This is a genomic window from Paenarthrobacter sp. AT5 (assembly GCF_032764245.1).
In the GTDB taxonomy this organism is placed as follows: Bacteria; Actinomycetota; Actinomycetes; order Actinomycetales; family Micrococcaceae; genus Arthrobacter; species Arthrobacter ureafaciens.
The window spans coordinates 411,523-431,549 of record NZ_CP136441.1 but is presented as its reverse complement, the minus strand read 5'-3'; the positions used below and the strand labels follow the sequence as shown (position 1 = coordinate 431,549).

General features: G+C 65.0%; 20 protein-coding genes. 8 read left to right on the top strand and 12 right to left on the bottom strand.

From position 1 onward, the window contains the following. Entirely contained in the window at positions 1-630 is a 630-nt protein-coding gene (locus RI444_RS02100) for a TetR/AcrR family transcriptional regulator (protein WP_021471157.1), read from the top strand. Positions 631-688: 58 nt separating this feature from the next. Here the strand turns inward: RI444_RS02100 and RI444_RS02095 are convergent, their stop codons facing one another. The 4 genes from RI444_RS02095 to RI444_RS02080 form a co-directional block, all read right to left on the bottom strand. Then, positions 689-1,000, bottom strand: coding sequence for an AzlD domain-containing protein (locus tag RI444_RS02095; RefSeq protein ID WP_021471158.1), 312 nt, complete (start codon positions 998-1,000; stop codon positions 689-691). Continuing rightward, complete coding sequence (locus tag RI444_RS02090; protein WP_021471159.1) at positions 997-1,758, bottom strand: AzlC family ABC transporter permease; 762 nt, start codon at positions 1,756-1,758, stop codon at positions 997-999. The genes RI444_RS02095 and RI444_RS02090 overlap by 4 nt, the downstream gene beginning before the upstream one ends. Further along, positions 1,755-2,138 (bottom strand): hypothetical protein, encoded by a 384-nt coding sequence (locus tag RI444_RS02085; protein WP_021471160.1) that lies wholly within the window; start codon positions 2,136-2,138, stop codon positions 1,755-1,757. The genes RI444_RS02090 and RI444_RS02085 overlap by 4 nt, the downstream gene beginning before the upstream one ends. A gap of 105 nt (positions 2,139-2,243) precedes the next feature. After that, entirely contained in the window at positions 2,244-3,134 is an 891-nt protein-coding gene (locus RI444_RS02080; protein WP_069696091.1) for a glycerophosphodiester phosphodiesterase, read from the bottom strand. 49 nt (positions 3,135-3,183) lie between these two features. Between RI444_RS02080 and RI444_RS02075 the strand changes: the two genes are divergently transcribed. After that, positions 3,184-4,539 (top strand): DUF445 domain-containing protein, encoded by a 1,356-nt coding sequence (locus RI444_RS02075; protein ID WP_062094788.1) that lies wholly within the window; start codon positions 3,184-3,186, stop codon positions 4,537-4,539. Positions 4,540-4,606: 67 nt separating this feature from the next. On the opposite strand, the gene RI444_RS02070 is transcribed toward RI444_RS02075, so the two are convergent. The 3 genes from RI444_RS02070 to RI444_RS02060 are packed head-to-tail and all read right to left on the bottom strand — an operon-like array spanning position 4,607 to position 6,983. After that, positions 4,607-5,398, bottom strand: a complete 792-nt coding sequence (locus tag RI444_RS02070) for a biotin-dependent carboxyltransferase family protein (protein WP_207605195.1) — start codon at positions 5,396-5,398, stop codon at positions 4,607-4,609. A gap of 30 nt (positions 5,399-5,428) precedes the next feature. Continuing rightward, positions 5,429-6,178 carry a LamB/YcsF family protein gene (locus RI444_RS02065; protein WP_021471164.1) on the bottom strand — a complete coding sequence of 250 codons (750 nt, stop codon included), beginning with the start codon at positions 6,176-6,178 and terminating at the stop codon, positions 5,429-5,431. Beyond that, positions 6,162-6,983 (bottom strand): hypothetical protein, encoded by an 822-nt coding sequence (locus RI444_RS02060; RefSeq protein ID WP_069696095.1) that lies wholly within the window; start codon positions 6,981-6,983, stop codon positions 6,162-6,164. The genes RI444_RS02065 and RI444_RS02060 overlap by 17 nt, the downstream gene beginning before the upstream one ends. A gap of 94 nt (positions 6,984-7,077) precedes the next feature. Here RI444_RS02060 and RI444_RS02055 point away from each other — a divergent pair, with 94 nt between their 5' ends. After that, positions 7,078-7,248: a hypothetical protein gene (locus RI444_RS02055; RefSeq protein WP_021471166.1), complete on the top strand. Its 171-nt coding sequence runs from the start codon at positions 7,078-7,080 to the stop codon at positions 7,246-7,248. Between the two features lie 31 nt (positions 7,249-7,279). Here the strand turns inward: RI444_RS02055 and RI444_RS02050 are convergent, their stop codons facing one another. From RI444_RS02050 to RI444_RS02040, 3 genes are all read right to left on the bottom strand, one after another. Then, positions 7,280-8,278 carry a LacI family DNA-binding transcriptional regulator gene (locus RI444_RS02050; RefSeq protein ID WP_207605196.1) on the bottom strand — a complete coding sequence of 333 codons (999 nt, stop codon included), beginning with the start codon at positions 8,276-8,278 and terminating at the stop codon, positions 7,280-7,282. 535 nt (positions 8,279-8,813) lie between these two features. Beyond that, positions 8,814-10,256 (bottom strand): SLC13 family permease, encoded by a 1,443-nt coding sequence (locus RI444_RS02045; RefSeq protein WP_207605197.1) that lies wholly within the window; start codon positions 10,254-10,256, stop codon positions 8,814-8,816. A 32-nt stretch (positions 10,257-10,288) separates the two neighbouring features. Further along, positions 10,289-11,416 carry a PrpF domain-containing protein gene (locus RI444_RS02040; protein ID WP_021471169.1) on the bottom strand — a complete coding sequence of 376 codons (1,128 nt, stop codon included), beginning with the start codon at positions 11,414-11,416 and terminating at the stop codon, positions 10,289-10,291. A 238-nt stretch (positions 11,417-11,654) separates the two neighbouring features. Here RI444_RS02040 and RI444_RS02035 point away from each other — a divergent pair, with 238 nt between their 5' ends. From RI444_RS02035 to RI444_RS02025, 3 genes are all read left to right on the top strand, one after another. Continuing rightward, positions 11,655-12,593 (top strand): LysR family transcriptional regulator, encoded by a 939-nt coding sequence (locus RI444_RS02035; RefSeq protein ID WP_179012679.1) that lies wholly within the window; start codon positions 11,655-11,657, stop codon positions 12,591-12,593. A 153-nt stretch (positions 12,594-12,746) separates the two neighbouring features. Continuing rightward, positions 12,747-13,886 carry a Gfo/Idh/MocA family oxidoreductase gene (locus tag RI444_RS02030; RefSeq protein ID WP_207605198.1) on the top strand — a complete coding sequence of 380 codons (1,140 nt, stop codon included), beginning with the start codon at positions 12,747-12,749 and terminating at the stop codon, positions 13,884-13,886. Further along, positions 13,883-14,671 carry a TIM barrel protein gene (locus RI444_RS02025; protein ID WP_069696101.1) on the top strand — a complete coding sequence of 263 codons (789 nt, stop codon included), beginning with the start codon at positions 13,883-13,885 and terminating at the stop codon, positions 14,669-14,671. Before RI444_RS02030 ends, RI444_RS02025 begins: the two co-directional genes overlap by 4 nt. An 83-nt stretch (positions 14,672-14,754) precedes the next feature. Here RI444_RS02025 and RI444_RS02020 read toward each other — a convergent pair whose 3' ends face one another. Continuing rightward, complete coding sequence (locus RI444_RS02020; RefSeq protein ID WP_207605199.1) at positions 14,755-15,750, bottom strand: Gfo/Idh/MocA family oxidoreductase; 996 nt, start codon at positions 15,748-15,750, stop codon at positions 14,755-14,757. 1 nt (position 15,751) lies between these two features. Continuing rightward, positions 15,752-16,936 (bottom strand): Gfo/Idh/MocA family protein, encoded by a 1,185-nt coding sequence (locus RI444_RS02015; RefSeq protein WP_207605200.1) that lies wholly within the window; start codon positions 16,934-16,936, stop codon positions 15,752-15,754. A 126-nt stretch (positions 16,937-17,062) separates the two neighbouring features. Here RI444_RS02015 and RI444_RS02010 point away from each other — a divergent pair, with 126 nt between their 5' ends. Next, complete coding sequence (locus RI444_RS02010) at positions 17,063-18,088, top strand: LacI family DNA-binding transcriptional regulator (protein ID WP_069696408.1); 1,026 nt, start codon at positions 17,063-17,065, stop codon at positions 18,086-18,088. Positions 18,089-18,156: 68 nt separating this feature from the next. Next, positions 18,157-19,971: a thiamine pyrophosphate-requiring protein gene (locus RI444_RS02005; protein WP_207605201.1), complete on the top strand. Its 1,815-nt coding sequence runs from the start codon at positions 18,157-18,159 to the stop codon at positions 19,969-19,971. Positions 19,972-20,027: the final 56 nt, after the last annotated feature.

Here is a 20,027-nt window from a genome sequence, read left to right as displayed (position 1 = left end):
ATGGAACAGCCCTCAGAACGCAAGCCCCTCAGGGCTGACGCGGCACGCAATGTGGACAAGATCATCACTGCGGCCCGTCAATGTTTCCGCGAACAAGGTCCCGACGTTCCCCTGCAGACCATTGCCGCCACCGCGGGGGTTGGTCCGGCCACGCTGTTCCGCAATTTCTCCGACAAGGAACAACTGGTGTTGTCCGCCCTTTCCAGGGAGCTGCGCCAGCACGTCGACCCCGTAGCCCAAGCCGGCTTGGACGGCATGGACGCCGCCGAAGGCCTCTTCAACCTGATTGATGCGCTGATGCGGGTTGCCAGCGACGAAGCGAACCTGCTCAGCGCTGTCGCCGGCCGCCGCGGGCTCCTGCTCGGCATTACGCAGGGGCTCATCGAAGCCATGGCCACCTTGCTGGAGCGCGGCCAGGGCCAGGGCTCCCTTCGCCGCGACATCACCATTGAGGACATGGTCCGGCTGGTGGCGATGCTCATCGGCGCCGTGGACACCATGGAACCCGGCTCCGAGGCATGGAAACGCCCCGTGGCTTTGGCGGAAGACGCCATCCGGACCGAACGCCTGCCGAGGCCGCTTCCGGAGCAATCGGACATTCCGGGCTTCTCGTTCAGCGGGCGGGGCTAACCGCACGATTCCGGCCCGGCCATCATCAATCCGGCCCGGCCATCATCTCTACCCCCGGTCAACCCCAGCCGAGAAGCCGCAGCAGGGCAGCAGCCCCCGCACCGGAAATCACCACCACCAGGAACGGCGCGCGGAGCCAGAGGGCGACGGCGGCAGCCACCAGCGCGCCGATGCGGGCATCGAGTACCAGGCCTTGCCCGGAAGCCACCGCATTGACCACGGTGAGGGATGCCAGCAGGCCGATGGTCATAGTGCCGGCGATGTGCATGATTCGCGGGCTTTGCAACAGCTTGGCGGGAACGAAGTAGCCCACCAGCTTGGTCAGGTACGCCAGTCCGCAGGCGATGAGTATCCACACCCAGAGGTTCATTTTGTACCTCCTTCATAGTGGGCGCCATGCTCACCAACGCGGTGTCCGTGGTCCGCGGCGTACGGGTCGATGTCCGGCTCCAACCCTTCATCGAGCCGGGCATGGCTGAACCAGCCGATAACGCCCGCCACCACCGCTGCTACGAGGATGGGCACACCCGAAGGAACGAAGGGAACGGCCAGGATGGTAGCCAAGGCGCAGGCGGCGGCGATGGCCCACGGTTCCCGGCCTTTCAGCCGCGGCCACAGCAGGGCAAGGAAAGCAGCCACCGCGGCACCATCAAGGCCCCACTGCTTGGGGTCCCCCATGGCGTCACCGGCCAAGGCTCCTATGGCCGTGAAGATATTCCAAAGAATGATTATTCCGATTCCGGCAGTCCAGAACCCGCGGCGTTGTTCATCCGCATCCGACTGTCCTGACGCCGTCGCGGTCGATTCATCAATGGTGAGATGGGCCGCGGCGTAACGTTTCCACCCGCCCGGGCGCAGCATCGCATTCATTTGCATGCCATAGATTCCGTTACGCAGGCCGAGCAGCGCACTCGCTGTCATCGCTGCGACTCCCGAGCCGCCGCCGGCCACCACGCCAATGAAGGCAAACTGCGAACCGCCACTGAACAGCAACAGACTCAGTGCCATGGTTTGCCAGAAATCAAACCCCGAAGCCACGGACAAAGCCCCGAAGGATATGCCGTACAGCCCCGTGGCAATACTCAGCGAGACCGCGATCTTGAAGGCGGGTGAGTTCTTCAGCTTCACTTCCGCAGGCTCCAGGACCACACGATCAGCGGAACTTGCAGTGGCAGACGCAGAGTATGCACCCGTCGCTGCTTCTGCGTTCCGCGCGGACCGTAGGCCCGGCGCAGCGCGTCAATATGCCCTGCAAGGAATGCGAGCAACATGGCTGTGGTGGCGTCGGCGGCCACTTTGCGGGTGGCAGGGATCATGAGTCCGACGGCGGCTGCTGCTTCGAGCAGGCCGGAGGAAGCGATCCATTCCTCGCGGGACATAACAGCCAAGGGCCCACGTGGTCCCGCTGCGGGCTCATCCTCGCGGCAAAGGTAGTCGGGAACCACGGGAGCATAGAAGGCAGGGTCCCGGAAGTGCTTCATGGCACTGGCCAGCAGGAGACCGCTCATACCCATGGCCGAGAGCGTATGTATTGCCTTGGGTAACCTTCGATGCGACATGAGACCACTCAATCACAACGCTTGGCACGCCCGCCAAAAATTTCTCTGCTGCGGCTACGTGCTGGGGACGCTGAGCTGGGCAAGGACCCGGGCCGGGTTGTTGGTGGTGATCTCGTGGATGCCGAGCCCTTGGCACAGGGCTACGTCGTTTTCCGAATCCACGGTCCACACCCGGAAGATGCGACCGGCTTCCAACCAACGCTGGACGTTGAGCGCATGTTCGCGAACGTAGTCTATTCCCGGACCGGCTATGCCCACCTCGCCCTCATTCAGGACGCGTTCAGCTTCCTCTTGGGTGGCACGCATGACATTGGCCACGGCTCCTGCGGTGATCGGGCCCAATCCCAGCCCTTCACGGATCTCTTGAACCGTAAAGTTGTCCACCAGTTGGCACACATGCTCCGGCGGGACCGTTTCCAACAAGCGCTGTATGGAGTCCGTATCAAAGCTCATGAAGGAGATGTGGATGTTGCCCAGCCGGGAATCGTCCGCGGTCCAGCCTTCCCCGGCGAGAAGTTCCAGTACGCGGTCCTCAAGTTTGAGTTGGTAGGGACTGGGGTGTTTCAGTTCAATGGCCAGGCCGATTTCGCGTCCCGCTTCCCTGAGGATGTCCAGCAGTTCGGGCAACGTCAGGAATTGCTCGGCTATTCCACCGTAAGCATCCGGGATCCTTGCGCCTTTCCAAGAGGAGAAGTCAAGGGACCGGAGCTCTTCCAGCGTCCGCTCCGAGACGGGTCCGGTTCCTGTGGAGGTGCGGTCGAGGGTGGCGTCATGGAGAAGCACCACATGCTGGTCGCGGGTGAGGTGGACATCGCACTCAACCCCGTCGGCGCCGTCCGCGATCGCTTTCAAATACGCAGCCCTGGTGTGCTCGGCGTAAGTAGCGCTGGCCCCTCGATGTGCATAGACCTTGGGACGCGCAGGGGCGAAGGATTCGCTGCTCATGCAGACACCGTAACCTACAGTGCTGCACGCACCGGGCTAGTCTGGGCTAATGCAGGTGAACTCTGAACAAATCCCCGCCGAAGACGTCACCAACCAGCCACAGCCAACCCAAGCGCAAGGTGCCCGGCGAAGCAAGGCGCGCTCCGCCGTCGTCGGGCTTTCCGCCGGCGACCTGGAAAAGGCTGCCGCGCTGCGCCGGATGAAGCGGCTGGCGCTGTCCCTGCTGATCGTCATGGCCGTGATCTTCCTGTTCGCTTTTGCCCTGCAGAAGCAGTACCCGTGGCTTGAGTATGTGCGCGCAGCGGCCGAGGGCGGCATGGTGGGAGCACTGGCTGACTGGTTCGCGGTGACGGCCCTGTTCAGGTATCCGATGGGGCTGAAGATTCCGCACACGGCCATCATTCCCCGCCGCAAGGACCAGATCGGCGAATCCCTCAGCGACTTCGTGGAGAGCAACTTCCTCTCCCAGGAGGTTGTGCAGGACAAGTTGGTGAGCATCGACATCGCCCGCAAGGCCGGAACATGGCTTTCCGCCCCGGGCGGCGCGGAGCGCGTGGCCAAGGAAGGCGGCGCCATGATCCGTGGCGCCTTCACCGTCCTCAACGACGACGACGTCCAGGCCGTCATCGAGGGACTGGTACGCAAGCACCTGCTGACGCCGCCGTGGGGACCACCCGTCGGCCGGATGGCTGAACGGATCTTCGCGGACGGACACCACCACAAACTGGTGGACCTCCTGGTGGATCGTGCCGCCGACTGGGTGGACGCCAACCACAACACAGTGAACCGGTTGGTCTCGGACCGCTCTCCGGTCTGGGTGCCCACGTTCGTGGATGGGATGGTGGGAGACAAGGTCTATGTGGAGCTCTTGAAGTTCGTCCGCGCCGTTCAGAACGACCCCAACCACCAGGTCCGCCAGTCCATCGACTCCTACCTCACCGACCTGGCGCAGGACCTGCAGCATGATCCCGCCATGATCGAACGTGCCGAGGCCATCAAGGCACAGATCCTCGGCGACCCCGAGGTCCGCGAACTTGCCTCCCGCACCTGGGGAACGGTGAAGACCGCCTTGCTCACCGCCGTCGACGATCCGGACAGCGAACTCAGCCAGCGCTTCAAGGGAGCCGTCCGCGACTTCGGTTCGCGGCTGGTCAATGACGACGAACTGGCGGGCAAGGTGAACGCGTGGATCGGTGATGCCGCCGGATACCTGGTGAACACGTACCGCTCGGACATCGCCGGAGTCATCTCGGACACCGTGGCCCGTTGGGATGCCGAGGAAACCTCGCAGAAGATCGAGCTCCAGGTAGGCAAGGACCTTCAGTACATCCGGATCAACGGCACCGTGGTGGGAGCTTTGGCCGGTTTGCTGATCTTCACGGTGGCGCACCTGTTGTTCGGCTAGCGCCTGCGGTTCGGCCAGCAATTTTCTCAGAATCGGCCCCCGGTGAGAAAATCCGGGCGCCGCTTTCTCAGCCCAGCAGGTGCACCATCTGCCCCGGCCGCGCCTGGCCGAGGGCGTCGAGGTCCTCGTCACGCACCGTGGCTATGACCGGGGATGCGCTCGTGGCCGGGTGGTCGGCGAGGGCGATCACGGGAAAGCCCGACGGCGGCAGGAGGACCGAGCCTGTCACCAACTGTCGGGAGCGGGGCGGGCCGGGTTGATGGTCGCCGGGCGTGGCGCTGGAAAGTGGCCGGCCGGCCAGCCGTGCCCCAACCCGGTCCGACTCCGGCGAGAGTATCCACGGTTCCTTTGTCAAACGAAGCCAGGTTCCGGCGTCGTAATCCTGCGCATCCGGGCCGGGGGCAACCCTGGCAACTACGGGGCGTTCAGAGTCCAGGGCCCGCCGCGCGGGCAGTCCCACGGCGGGAAAACCTTGGCCGTGCCGCCGGCCGAAAGCCAACGTCCGCCCGGTACGGAGCACGTCGGGCTGCGGCACGATGCCGCCTTGGATCGCGAGGTAGTATCGGATTCCGAAGTGGGCCCTGCCGAACTCCACCACCGCGCCAGGAGCCACCCTGAGTGCCTTGTTTTGGGGCAGTTCCGAGCCGTTGAGCCTGACCATGCCCTCAGCACCCGAAACTGCGATGGCCGAGCCGGTAACGAACCGCAGGCGCAGGCCCCCCACAAGGATTTCAAGTCCCGGCGCCTCGGCGGCATTGCCCAGCAACGCGTTGGCCAGTTGCAACGAGGCCCGGTCCAGCGCCCGGTCCGGGGACACCACCAAACCCTGGGTACCGGCGTCCATCACAATCGCGCTCACTCGGGCCTCCTTTGAACCGGGAACCACAGTTTAGGCGAACGCTTGGATCTCCACACCTGCCCGTTCCAAGCCTTTGCGGACTGCCCCGGCCATCGCCAAGGCTTCGGGCGTATCGCCGTGAATCCACAGCGAATCAGCCTCGACCGCCACAACAGTGCCGTCGTGGGCGACGACTTCCCCGCGGGTGGCCAGCCGGACGGCCTGCGCCACTGCATCGTCGGAGTCTTGCAGGACTGCGCCCTCCTGCGAACGGGGCACCAAAGTTCCGTCCGGGTTGTAGGCGCGGTCAACGAACGCTTCGCGGAACACGGGGTGTCCGGCTTCTTCCGCCAGGGTCAGCCACGCCGAGCCCGGCAGCCCCAGGACCGGCAATCCGGGGTCGTAGGCATGAACGGCGGCAACCACGGCCTCGGCTTGCTCTGTGTCCCGGACCAGCCGGTCATAGAGGGCGCCGTGCGGCCTGACATAGTCAACGGAAGCGCCCACGGCATGGGCCACTCCGTCCAGGGCACCCAACTGGTAGAGCACGTCGCCGAACAGTTCGTCGAAGCTCATGTCCAGCGCACGACTGCCGAACCCGGCCAGGTCCGGGTAGCCAACATGCGCTCCGACCCGGACATCAAGGTCGAAGGCCGCGCGGCAACTGTCCAACATGGTGAGTGGATCTCCGGCGTGGAAGCCGCAGGCCACATTGGCGCTGCTGACGAGCCGGAGCATGGAAGCATCATCGCCCATCGACCACGAGCCGAATGACTGTCCAACGTCAGCGTTGAGGTCCACGAGCGCCTCCTTCCATGACAGGAACGTCCTCCAGGACGCGCGCCTTGGGATTGGCCAGCAGTTCTCCGGGGATAGTGTCCGGCAAGGCACCGAAAGCTTCCTTGGCCGTTGCGACTACTGCCCGTCCCATCATGAGGTTGCCGGCACCGCCCACCACCGCGCCGACGCCGAACGGAAGGGCCCTGCCCAGGAAGGCCGTGCCTTGCCGCTTGATGAGGTTCTTGAGGAACGCTCGCTGGATGGCGTCCCGGATCACGCCGAAACCGCTGCCGGGGATCTTCTTGGTCAGCGTGGTGCCCCAGGCATTGGTCACACCCTTGCTCCGGCCGAGGGACTGGCCGCTCAACGCACCCAGCAGCGACGTACCTTCTTCGCCAAGCATGATGGCCATGACCATGGTCCGGGCGCGTTCCGGATCGGTCAGCCGGATACCGTGCAGCTCAGCCAGCGAGGACGCGTACAGCGCCGTGGTTTCCAGGAATCCAACGGTCGCGAGCGCCGAAAGACCCAGCGACGCCGCGGTTCCCAGGCCCGGTACGACGGCGATGGCACCTACGCCTGCTCCCCCACCGGAGACGGCGGTCAGGTAGTCGCGCTCCAGTTTCGCGGCAAGCTGCGCCGGCGTGGCGTTCGGGTGCCGGCGCTGCATCCGCCGCAGGTTGGCCAGGACCAGGGGCCGTTGCACTTCGACGGCTTTCAGCAGCACGTTGTGCACGCCGGGCTTGGTGTTGCCTTCGGCGTCGAACACCGCATTGTGGGCAGTTTTCTGGGCGATTCGCACCGCCGGATTGGATCGCTTTGGCATCTTCACAGCCTAAGCCACCCACCACCCCGGGCGTATACTAAGGACACTTATAAATTTTTTGAGCCTGATTTGGTCCGATCGAAGGAGCACCCCCGTGAACCCGACCGATACGCCCGAAGAACAGCAGCCCCGCCACCACACCGACGCACCGGCCGAAGGACAGCCCGAAGGCTGGAAGCCCGAGGACGAAGGCGCGCACACCCAGGACCCCGCTGAAGGCGGCGAGGCAGGAGACGACGGCGAGACACCGCCGTCGGAGGCTTAGCCCACCTGCCCCGCAACCAGGGGCAACGGCGCTAGCGGGTCCCGCCGCTTGGCACCGGCCCGGTGGTGCCACGAACCACCAGGTGAGGGATCCGGACAAGGTGGGCGGCCGGCGTCGTACTTTCCAAGCGCTGGATGGCACGGTCGACGGCGGCACTCGCCAGGAGCGGCGCGTCCTGGCTGATCGAGGACAACCGGATGTAGCTCAAACGGGCGAACTGGCTGTCGTCATAGCCCAGCACGGAAACATCCTGCGGAACGCGGAGTCCGGATGCGCGGAGGCTTTCCAGGATCCCCAGTGCGCAGCGGTCATTGAACGCGAGCACGGCGGTGGGCAGATTGTCCTGCAGTTCGCGTCCGGCCCGTATTCCGTCCTCTTCGGTGGGACCGCCCGGAATCACCCTTGGTTCCAGGCCCAGCCCGGCCATTTCGGCAAGGTAGGCCTCCCGGCGCTGCGGACCGCTCACCATGCTGCCGCCGTCGACGTGGGCGATTCGCGTGTGGCCCAGCGAGGTGAGGTGCCCCAGGGCGATGCGGATTCCCTCGCGGTCGTCACTGCTGACTGAGTCGAGGGACTCCCCTACGTCGTCACGGAGGAGGCTGACCACGGGAAGCCGCGCGGCAAACCCGGCAAGTTCCTGTTCATCCAGGGTGGGCGAGATCATGATCAAGGCTTCGCAGCCCAAGTCCACAAGCGCCTCAACAGCGTGGGTTTCCGTCCGGTCCCGGGTAACGGCACTCAGGGCAAGCTCGTAGCCACGCTGACCAGCCGCCGCGTACGCCGCGTCCACGATTTCGGCGTGGAAGGCGTGCGAGGTTGAAAACGTCACCCCCAGGAGCCTGGTACGGCTGCTCCGCAGGAGGCGGGCGCGGCTATCCGGGCGGTAGCCCAGCAGCCGGGCTGCTTCCTGGACTTTGCGCCGCGTGGCTTCGGATGCACCGGGGGCGTCCCGCATGACGATGGATACGAGGGCGCGGGAGACACCCGCCGCTTCCGCGACGTCCATCAACGTTGGCCGCTTGCCGGTCATGGCCCTCCTCTGCTCGGAGAGCCAGTCTATAGAACGATCTAAGACTCAACCCGCAGGTCTGCGTTCAAGGATAGACGTGCGGCCGGCCGCGACTCAGACGACCGACCGCACTAGCCCGGTTATACGCAGTGACGGCGCCCCGGGCGGGCCCCAGAACCCGCCACATCCCTCACTGCTAACTCAGCGTTGATCACGCGGCATGGGCCGAAAAGGGCGACGGCGCAGCACGCGGTTCAACGACTAGGGCACTGGTTATGTGTGCACCTTCGCGGGATCGTGACGCTGGGTTCTGAGCAATATTTTGGCGCTGCCTCCGGACGGCACTTGAGGGGCAGGATTCTGTGTTCCTGGCCGGGACCAGAGGGAGGGAGCGCCGGGCCGGTCTCAGGGCAAAACGAAGGCAAGACGGCCAGGGGTCGCCTTGCCTTCGTTTTGTGCCGATGATGGACCTGCACCCGACCGTCGGGTTTCCTGTTGCGTGGGAACGCAGGTCCCCTTGGCACCTGCCGGACGGAGGTCCGGCGGGCTGTGGCTGCTACATGATTCCCGTGGGAACCAGCAGCGCCCAAGCGAGGGCCGGAGCGGCGAGGACAACTCCGCCGGCGTACATCATCAGCTGGCGGTAGACGCGCTGGCGGTCTGCTTCCCGGGCGTTCGCCACCACCAGGGCTCCGTCAGTGGAGAAGGGCGATACATCCACAACGGTTGCAGCGATGGCAAGGGCCGCCACCGTGCCCGACGCGCTGAGGGAGCTGGTTGCCAGCAGCGGGCCCGCCATGGGGATGAATGCAGTCAACAGGGCGGTGGACGATGCGAACGCCGAGCCGACGCCAATGACGTAGCAAAGAACCAGGGCAATCAGCAGCGGCGCTCCAAGAGCCAGGGCCATCTCGGCCAGCGTATCGATCACGCCGACGTGCTGGAGCAAGGAGACGTAGGTGATCATGCCGGCGACCAGCAGGACGGTGGACCACGAGACGCCACCGATGAAGGTCTGGTGTTCCTTGATGTTGACGAACGCCAGCAGCAGGCCTGCGGACAGGGCCACGAACCCGATCGGCATGTGGAAGCCCAAGGTGCAAACGAGGATGGCGACGATCAGGGCCAGCGTGAAGAACTGCTGCCCCGTGGGCCGTCCGATGCGGGGAGTGTCCAGGGCGGTGTATTCATTGGAATGCTTGTCCCGGAGCTTGCCGAGGAGCGCGAACAGCACGATCGTCAGCGCGGACAGGATGAAGTTAAGGGCGAAGCTGGCCAGGAAGAGCGCACCCTGGTCGATGGGGAAACCGTTCTTGTTGGCGATGTCGTGGACCAGCACGCCGGCCACGGATAGCGGCGAGAAACCGCCGGCGTGGGCACCATTGATGACGAAGGCCCCCATCAGGACGGGGTGGAGGCGGGACTCGTAAGCGAGGCCGAGGGCAGCAGGCGCCAGGAGTGCCACCGCTGCAGGAGAGAAGGTTCCCAGCGCCGTCAGGGCAGCGGCCATCAGGAAGAACACCCACGGAAGCATCATGGTCTTGCCGCGGACAAGGCGGACACAGCTCTGCACAATGATGTCGATGGACCCGTTGCGTTGCGCCATGCTGAAGAAGTAGGTCACACCGATGATGGTCAGGACGATGCTGGCGGGAAATTCCTCCAGGATCTGCTTGTCCGTCATGCCAAGGACGAAGTAGCCCACGCCGAACGAGGCAACCAGGCCCATGACGCCGATGTTGAGCGGCCACTTGGTGGCTACGACGAACATCACGACGAGGATGACCAAGGGAATGATCTGGGTGATGGTCATGGTCGGCTCCGTATCCGAGGCGGCCGAAGGGGTGCCCGGGACACCCCCGAACAGGAGGGCGGCCATGCCCAGAATGGCGATGACGGCTGCCGTCACCGGAAGAATACGACGGCGACGCTTGGGTGGCGCAGTTTGGTCCTGCGACGCGGTGGTTGGGGTGGTCTTTTCTGCAATCTTTGTGGTCATGATGGCTCTCTCTTCATTGAGCAGCTGCCTCGTCATCGAGTAGCGCCGGCAAGGGAAGCCCCTGCCTCGGGTGCCTTGATATCGAGGGTTTCGGGGAGATGGATGGTGGTGGAGGCAATGGTGCGGGCTGTCCGGTCCACGCCGACGAGCAGGGAACCGTCCCGTTCCTCGCTCCATGTTTCGATGACGCCCGCCGGAGTGCGCAGCCGGAGCGTCGGCGATGCGAAGCCACCCAGGAACCGGTGCATTACCGTGCCCGGCGTTCTGGCTGCGAGTGTGAGCGCAATGCTTCCCGTGATCGCCAGCGCGGGGTGGGGCTTACCCATGGACAGCATCATGATGCCGGCGTCGCTCCCTTGATCGGTGGACGACGGCGGAGCAACGATGGCGACCTTCGGAATGGCCCTGGCCGCCTCGCCGGCCGTTGCGGCAAGGCCCATGCGCACGGCTGCTTGGCGGCGGATACGTTCCAGGGTTTGCAGCAGAAGTTCGACGCCGCCGAACCAGGAATCGTAAGCCTCCGGATCCAGGCCAAGGTCTTCGGCCCTGATGATGACCACCGGAGCGCCGGCATCCACCATCGAGACGTTCCACGTGGTGCCGCCCACCGTCAGGGCATCAGTCGCTGCGCCGGACGGGAGGAGGCGGCCAGTGGTCTTGCCTGCGGGATCCAGGAACCCAAGCCCCACCTGGTGTCCGGGGAACGGCACTCCGGGCATTTCCGCCAGGGGCTCGGCAGGAAGGCCGGCATCCGGGGTGGCTATCCGTTGGATGATGATTTGCCCGGTGTTCGTATTGCGGGTGACGATCCGGGTGACGTCACCGCGTGGAACCACCCAGCCTTTCTCAATCGCGTACAGGCCAACCACGGCCGAGCAGTTGCCGCAGTTGCTGCCCCAGTCCACGGCCGCTTCCTCGATGCCTACTTGGGCGAAAGTGAACTCGACATCTACATCGCCGGCCTGCGGCCTGTGCAGGATCATCGCCTTGCTGGTTGTAGAGGTAGCTCCGCCCACGCCATCAATCTGGCGATGGTCCGGACTGCCGAAGAGGCGCGGAAGCAAGACATCCGGGCTTGCTTGGGTCTTCTCCAGCTGTGCTGATTCAAACACCCAGCACTTACTGGTGCCGCCGCGCATCCATTCTGCTTGGATCTTCATGGTCTATTCCTTGCTTCTCGACGCCCCAGGTGTTGAGGGGATATTTCGAGAATGAGCCAGATCACAAATGAAGACAATGTTGGATATCTTGATGGGGATGTAGCAACACTTCATTCACTGTCAGGAAAGCTCAAAACCCCGGCAGCGAACCCCGCCATTTGCTCAGAAACGGTGCCTAAGTGCCGGGATCAACCCCGTGAATGCATAGAATGAACCAATCCTGAGGAGGGGTAAAGCATTGCTTAACGATGATTCCCAAAGTCTTTTTGATATCCGGCGCCTGGCCCTCTTGGTGGAAGTGGTTGAGCAGGGCTCCATCACGTCAGCGGCGGAATTGATGATGTACACGCCCTCGGCGGTCTCGCAGCAACTCCGGAAGCTCGAGCAGGAAGTCGGACAGCCATTGCTCAACCGCCGCTCCCGGGGCGTCGTCCCCACGGAGGCGGGGCAGGTCCTGGCCGGTCACGCCCGGAAGATCGTGGAACAGATGCTGGCCGCCCAGGCCGATCTTGCCCAGATAGCCGGACTCAAGCGCGGGTCACTGGCGGTTGGGACCTTTCCCACCTTGGCCGGTTCCTTCCTTCCCCTGGTGATCCGGGTCTTCAAGAAGCGCTACCCGGCAATCGGGCTATCAGTCCGGAGCGCGCGCTTCGACGAGCTCGTCTCCGACCTTCAGTCAGGCGTCACGGGATTGTGCCTGCTGTGGGACTACCCTTGGAACCGCTTCCATGACGACGCGATCCGCGTCACCGAAGTCTTCCAGGAAAGCACAGTCCTTCTCGTCTCCCGCAGTCACCCCTTGGCCGACCGGGATGAAGTCCGCATGGAGGAGTTAAGCAAGGAATCCTGGATTGTCCGCGCCGAGGCCCACCCCGTCGTGGAAGTGCTCAAACGCTCGGCGCACGACGCCGGCTTTGAGCCATCCATTGGATTCCTCGCCAACGACTACCAGGAGGCGCAGGCGATGGTCAGCGTCGGCATGGGCGTGGCGATGGTCCCCCGGACCGCTGTGGCCCTGCAACATCCCGACGTCAAGGTCATCTCCTTGGGGGATGACGCGCCTTTGCGCCGGGTCCTGCTGGCACAACGGCAAGACAAGGTTTACGCCCCGGCAGAAGTGGCGTTCCAATCCACGCTTATGGAACTGGCGAACAAGCACGCCGGGGATTACCTCTAACCACCAAGGCCCGGCCGCTACCTACTGCGGATGCCTTTGAGGCGCGCATCGCGGTGGACCAAGAAAACTACTAGAACGATCTAGACAGAACCATCAGCGAGTGCCACCATAGATGGACTAGAACGATCTAGAAGCCATCCCACAGGAGTCCCGTTGAGCTACCTCCACCACCCCGTCGCCGCAGACCAGCCCGTACGCGTTGCCTTGATCGGCGCTGGTTGGATCGGCAAATTCCACGCCGAGTCCATTGCCACGCGCATTCCAACAGCACACCTTGAAGCAATTACCGATCCAGTGCTTCCCGCAGTCCAGGAACTCGCTTCGAGGCTGGGAGTGCGGAAGATCAGCACCGACGTCCAGGATGTCCTCGCGGATCCGGACGTTGATGCGGTCCTCATAGCCGCACCCATGCGCTTCCACTCCGACCTCATCACGGCCGCTGCGCGCGCCGGCAAGGACGTCTTCTGCGAGAAGCCCGGCGGCGCCACCCTGGATGAACTCGACGCCGCCATCGACGCAGCGGCGAGTGCCGGCGTCGTACTCCGCTTCGGCTTCAACCGGCGCTACTCCAGCGACTTTGCGGCCGCCCGCAAACTGATCGACAGCGGCACAGTGGGGACCCCGCAATTGCTTCGCTCGCTGACGCGCGACCCCGGGACAGAGGCCGGCATCAGCAACCCTGAACGCATCGCGCCGGGAACCATCTTCCTGGAAACCCTCATTCACGACTTCGACACCCTCAACTGGCTCAACCCGGGCGCCGTGCCCGTGAAGGTCCATGCCGTTGCGGATGCCTTGGTGGCACCCGAGGCGAAGCCGGGCGGCCTGCTGGATACCGCCGTCGTGACCGTCACATACAGCAACGGCGCAATCGCCGTGGCGGAAGCCAATTTCAACGCCCTCTACGGCTACGACGTCCGCGGCGAAGTCTTCGGCTCCGCCGGCATGGTCACGGCGGGTTCGCCGCAGGCCACGAACGCCACCAGCTTTACGGCCGCCGGCATCGCCTCGGACACCACGCGGCTGAACATCGATCTGTTCCATGACGCATACACGGCCGAACTTGCGCACTTTGTGCACGACGTCGCCGTCCGGCGGGGCTATGCACCGGAAGGTACGACGGCGGCCACCGCGCCTGCCGCCGTCGCAGCGCCGGGTGGTGTGGACGCACGGAACGCGTTGGCTGTAGCGCTTGCTGCGTTCAAGTCCGCGGAAACCGGCCTGCCTGTGGAGATCTCCGACATTGCAGAGTTGCGGGCCGCCGAAGGTGCCGTGGAATTGCAGGGAGCATGAGCTTCCGCCTGGCAGTCTGCGCAGAGATGGTCTACGGCGAGCTGCCCCTGATCGACCGGGTGCGCAGGATCCACGACCACGGCTTCGACGTGGAACTGTGGGACACCCGGGGACAGGACATCCCCGCCCTCGCCGCGACGGGAGCCCGGTTCTCGTCGATGAGTGGCTACTTCGGCGGCAGCGTCGTCGATCCTTTAAATGCCCATGAAGTGCTGGCCTCGGCAGAGAAGCTGATCCCCACCGCATTGGAGCTGGGGGTGGAACGAATGGTGGTCCACCCGGCGGAACTGGGCGAAGGTGGACGTGCCGTCCGGCCCACCCACCGGTCCACGGGAGAAATGTGGCTGACCGGGCTCCGCACGTTGGAGAAGCTCGGCGCCTTGGGCGAACAGCATGGCATCACGTTCGCCTTGGAGAACCTCAACACCACCCTTGACCACCCGGGTATCCCGTTGGCGCGGGCAAAGGACACCCTTGCGTTGGTGCGGGCAGTGGACCATCCGAACGTGAAGATGATGCTGGATCTCTACCACGCACAGATCGGCGAAGGGAACCTGATCGAACTGGTCCGTGCGGCCGGGCCGGACATCGGGGAGATCCAGGTGGCGGACGTTCCCGGTCGATTCGAGCCCGGGACAGGAGAAATCAACTACCCGGCCATCGCCAAGGCACTACGGGACGCCGGGTATGCGGGAGTGATCGGCATGGAGGCGGGTGCGATCGGCGGCCAGGGAGTCGAGGCAGGCGACGCAGCACTGTCGGCCTTCCGCGCCGCGTTCGCCTAACCCTGCCCCCACCCCCTCCCAACTGGGTCGCAGCAGTGCGCGTTCTGAGCCGTCAAAACGCGCACAAATGCGACCTAGTTGGGTTAGTACTTGATGGGTTCCATGCGGCCGGAGCGCAGGGAGAGCGTGGCGGCCCCGGCGATGGCTTGGGCTTTCAGTCCGTCGTCCAGGGTCGGGATCGGGGCGGCACCGCCTTCGAGGGAGGACACGAACGCCGCCAACGCTGCGGCATACGTCGGTTGGACGCGTTCGAACCAGCCGGGGTGGAGGCCATCGTCCACCACGGACGCACCGGAGTACCGGGAGACTGCGCCGTTGCGGTGCCGGCGGGCTTCCACCATTCCCTCGGAGCCCATGATCTCGATCCGCTCGTCGTACCCGTAACCGGTGCGGCGCACGGAATCGATCTGGACCAAGGCCCCTCCGGGGAGCCGCAACGTGACCGCGGAGGTATCGACGTCGTCGTACTGCGCGATTCCCGGCTCAGCCAGAGCCGAACCCGTTGCGAAGACTTCCACCGGATCCAAGCCTGAAAGCCACCGCGCGAGGTCGAAGAAGTGGACGGTCTGGTCGCGCATCTGGCCGCCGGAGACGGCCACGTAGGACAGCGGCGGCATGGACGGTCCGCGGGAGGTGAGCTGGATGAGCTCCACCTTGCCGATCTCCCCCAAGTCCACCACGCGCTTGAGTTCGGCATAGTCGCGATCGAAGCGGCGGTTGAAGTCCACCATCACGGCCACGCCGCTCTGCTGCGCGAACGCCGCGGCTTCCCGGGCGCGGTCAAGGTCCAGGTCGATGGGCTTCTCACACAAAGCGGCAATTCCGACGGCGGCAGCCCGGCGCAGGTGTTCAGCGTGCGTATCGGTGGAGGAGGCGATAAAGACAGCATCGATCCGGGACGGGTCGAAGACTTCCTCAAGCGAATGAGCGGCTACGGCTCCGTGCGCGACGGCGAGCGCCTCCGCCCGCTGCTGGTCGACGTCGTACACCAGGCGGAAATCGATGCCGGGGTGGGCGGCCAGGTTGGCGGCATGGACCGAACCGATGAAGCCGGCTCCCAGAAGGGCGAAACGGGGCATGTCAGGCAACTGCTTTCTCTAGCGCGAACGCGGGGACTTTCCACGCGGAATCGTCGTGGTGGGAGGCTGCGACGGCCTCAACGAACTGGACACCGACCAGGCCGTCAATGCCGGTCGGGAAGGAGAGATCACGCTCCGGGAGTGGCGTGGAGTCGCGGCGGGCGCGCAGGGACTCGGCGAGGTCTGAGTAGAAGTTGGCGAAGGCCTCAAGGAAGCCTTCCGGATGGCCGAGGCCCACCCGGGTGAGCCGGGACGCGTCGTCGTGCAGTGTGCTGAGACCGTGAGTGAGGATGGTGGTGGCACCAGCGAGGTCCTGCACCTTGAGGTGGTGCGGATCCTCGTGCAGCCACTCGAGGCTGCCCTTTTCGCCGTAAACGCGGATGCGGAGGCCGTGGTTGTGGCCGGTGGCAGCCATGCTGGCCCACAGCCGTGCGGGGACGTTGCCGGTCAGCTCGAGTTCCACGGTGGCGTTGTCGAAGACGCGACGGTTGGGCACGAACGTTTGCAGCCGCCCGGACAGGCGCTCGGCTTCGAGGCCCGTGATGTAGCGCAGGAGGTGGAAGGCATGCGTACCCAGGTCGCCCACCACGCTCGGGAAACCGGCGATGTCCGGGTTGGTGCGCCAGCCGGCCTGCTTGTGGCCGAGTTCTTCGAGCGGCGTCGCCGCCCAGCCGGAGGCGTGTTCGACGTCGACAAACCGGATGGCGCCCAGCTCGCCCTTGCGGACCATCCGCGCGGCCTGGCGGACCATGGCGTAGGCGGAGTAGCAGTGCGGGACCGCGAGGATTGCATGGTTTTGGTCCGCGACCCGGACGAGCTCCGCAGCCGTGGCGGAGTCCTGGGTCAACGGCTTCTCGCACACCACTGAGATGCCCTTGTCCAGGAAGGCTTTGGCGAGCTGGAAGTGGCTGTCGTTGGGCGTAGCGATCACCACCACATCCACGCCGTCTTCGCGGGCCGCCTCAGCGGCTGCCATCTCCGCGACGTCAGCGTAGTTGCGGTCCGCGGCCACGCCAAGTTCGACGGCGACCTGCCGGGAATTGCTCCGGTCACGGCCGAAGCTCCCGGCCCGCAGGTCGTAGTGGCCGTCCAGCCGCATGGCGTAGCGGTGGGTCTTGCCGATGTCCGCCCCCGGCCCGCCGCCTACCATCCCGGCGACCAACTGCCGCGAATTCGGTGCACTCATTGAAGATCCTCATTGACTCTTTGGAATTTACTTGGACCGGTCCATAATGGAGTCATAAGCAGGGGCCCGTCAACCCCTAAGCTTGAAGGTCGAGCCGATTCCGCCGGACCGAGAGGAAGCAGCACCGTGACTGACACGCCAAACGTGGCGGCACCAAAACCCACCATCCGCGATGTGGCGAGTGCTGCCGGCGTTTCCAAGTCCCTGGTGTCGCTGGTCCTGCAGGGATCCGCGAACGTGAGCGAGAGCCGCCGTCGTGCTGTCCTGGAGGCCATGGAGCAACTGGGTTACCGACCCAACCGCCTGGCCCAGCGCCTGTCCGGGCCGCGCAGCGGGACTGTTGGCGTGATGCTCAACGACATCCGGAATCCATGGTTCGTGGAGTTGCTGGAAGGGCTCACGGCATCGCTGCACGCGGCCGGGGTCTCTCCGGTCCTGGCCGACTCGTACACGGATAACCGCGTGGGCCGGAGCTCCGTGGAGACGCTGCTGGAACAGCGCATCGATGGCTTGGTGGTGGTGGGTACAACCCTCGAGTCCGCTGCGATCGAAGATGCCTCGCGGAACATTCCGGTGGTACTTGCCGGAACGCGCGAACCTGAACTTCCCGGGGTGGACATTGTGGTCAATGACGACGACGCCGGCGCCCGGCAAGCCACCGAGCACCTTTTGCACTTGGGTCACCGGAGAATCGCGCACCTGCAAGGGCCTGGCATCGTTGGCAGGCTGCGGCGGGAATCGTTCGAGCGCTCAATGCTCGACGCCGGACTGGAACCGGTGGTCGTGTCCGGCGGGGTAAGCGAGGAGTCGGCCTACGCGGCCGCAACCCGCCTGCTTTCGAGGCCGGGACGCCCTACCGCGATTTTCGCATACAACGACATCGCCTGCATCGGCGCATTATCGGCCGCGGATGACCAAGGGTTGGCTGTACCCGGGGACCTCTCACTGGTTGGCTACGACAACACCTACCTCGCCAAGATCCGCCATCTTTCGCTGACCTCCGTGGACAACGGCAACCTCGCGGTGGGCGTCGAGGCCGGAAAGTTCATCCTCGAACGGCTGACGACGCCCGATCTTCCGGCCCGCCTGCATCAGGTGCCGTCCCGTTTGCAGGTGCGTGGGTCCTCGGGGGACGCGCCCCGGGAGGGGTGACGCCGCCCGGGACGGGTGGCACCTGGGGGCCCTCCCGCCAAATCAATAAGTATGCTTACCATAGCCTCATGACTCAGCGAACGGTTTCGGATCTGATCGTGGAACGCCTCAAGGCCTGGGGCGTGGACAGGGTGTTCGGCTACAGCGGGGACGGCATCAACGGCTTCATGGGAGCACTCCGCCGCTCCGAGGGCGAGGTGGAATTCGTCCAGGCCCGGCACGAGGAAGCTGCGGCCTTCATGGCGGTGGGCCACGGCAAATACACCGGCGGGGTGGGTGTGGTCACTTCCACCCAGGGCCCCGGCGCAGTTCACCTGCTGAACGGCCTCTATGACGCAAAGATGGACGGCGTGCCGGTGGTCGCGATCATCGGGCAGCAAAGCCGCACGGTCCTGGGTTCTGCGTACATGCAGGAGATCGATCTCCTGACCCTGTTCAAGGATGTCGCCGCTCAGTTTGCCCAGCTGGCCAGCTCCCCCGAACAAGTCCCCATGCTGATCGACAGGGCGTTCCGCACCGCCTTGGAAACGCGGACTCCCTGCGTGGTGATCGTTCCCCACGACCTCCAAACAGCCGAAGCCCCGGAGCTCGAACCCGAGCACGGCATTGTGGTCACTGCCCCCGTTTGGCGCCCGGCCCGGGTAGTGCCGCGGGACGAGGACCTTGATGCCGCAGCGGAGATCCTCGCACAAGGCGAACGGGTGGCGTTCCTGGTGGGCCAGGGCGCCCGCAAGGCACAGAAGGAGGTGGTGGAACTGGCGGAACAACTGAATGCCGGCATTACCACCAGCCTTCTCGGCAAGCCCTATATGGACGAAACGCTCCCCTTTGCCACGGGCACCATGGGGCACCTCGGGACCACGGCGAGCGGCCATCTCCTGGAAAACTGCGACACCCTGCTGATCGTCGGATCCAACGATCCCTGGACGGAGTTCTACCCCAAGCCCGGGCAGGCCAGAGCGGTGCAGATCGACATTGACGGGCGGAAGATCGCCAACCGCTACCCCGTCGAAGTCGGCTTGGCAGGCGACGCCGCCGAGACACTCCAACAGCTCGCTTCCCGGTTGGCTGCCAGGGGGCACGAAAAGGAGGCCGAACGCGCCCGGTGGCGTGCCGACGTCGAAGACCAAGTCCGCGCCTGGCGGAAGTTGTCGGCGGAACGCGCCGGGATTGCCGCGAGCCCGGTCAACCCGGAGCTGGTGGTCCGCGAGTTGAACGGCCGGCTCCCGGAGAACGCACAAGTAAGCGTCGACGTCGGAAGTTGCGTTTACTGGTACGCGCGCCAGCTGACCCTCCCGCAGGGAGTCCCGGCGCACCTTTCCGGAACCCTCGCCAGCATGGGTTGCGCCATCCCCTACGGCTTGGCTGCGAAGCTCGCCCACCCGGACCGGCCCCTGGTGGCATTGGCGGGTGACGGCGGCATGCAGATGCTGGGCGTTGCTGAGCTGATCACCGTGGCGCACCGCTGGCGGGACTGGGCGGATCCCCGTTTTGTGGTGTGCGTCTTCAACAACCGGGATCTCGCCGAGGTTTCGTGGGAGCAGCGCGAAACGGAAACCGAACCCCGCTTCAACGACAGCCAGGAGCTCCCGGACTTCCCGTTCGCCGCATATGCGGAGTTGCTTGGCCTGAAGGGTGTCTCTGTGGACGACCCCACACAGCTTGGCGCCGCGTGGGACGAAGTCCTGGCAGCGGACAGGCCGGCCGTGCTGGAAGTGCTGACGGATCCCAACACTCCCCTGCTGCCGCCCTTCCCCGCCGGTGAGCAGAAGCTCGAAGGCATGCAGTCGGCCTTGGACGAGGAAGGTGCGGACGGCACCCATGCCCGGAAGCTGTTGGATGCTTACGCGGAGGGAGAGGCCCGGTTGAGGGAAGGGTCCTAAAGAATCGAGGATCTTTGGGGCCAGCGCTTGCCTGGGCAAGTCCACACCCCGAAGGT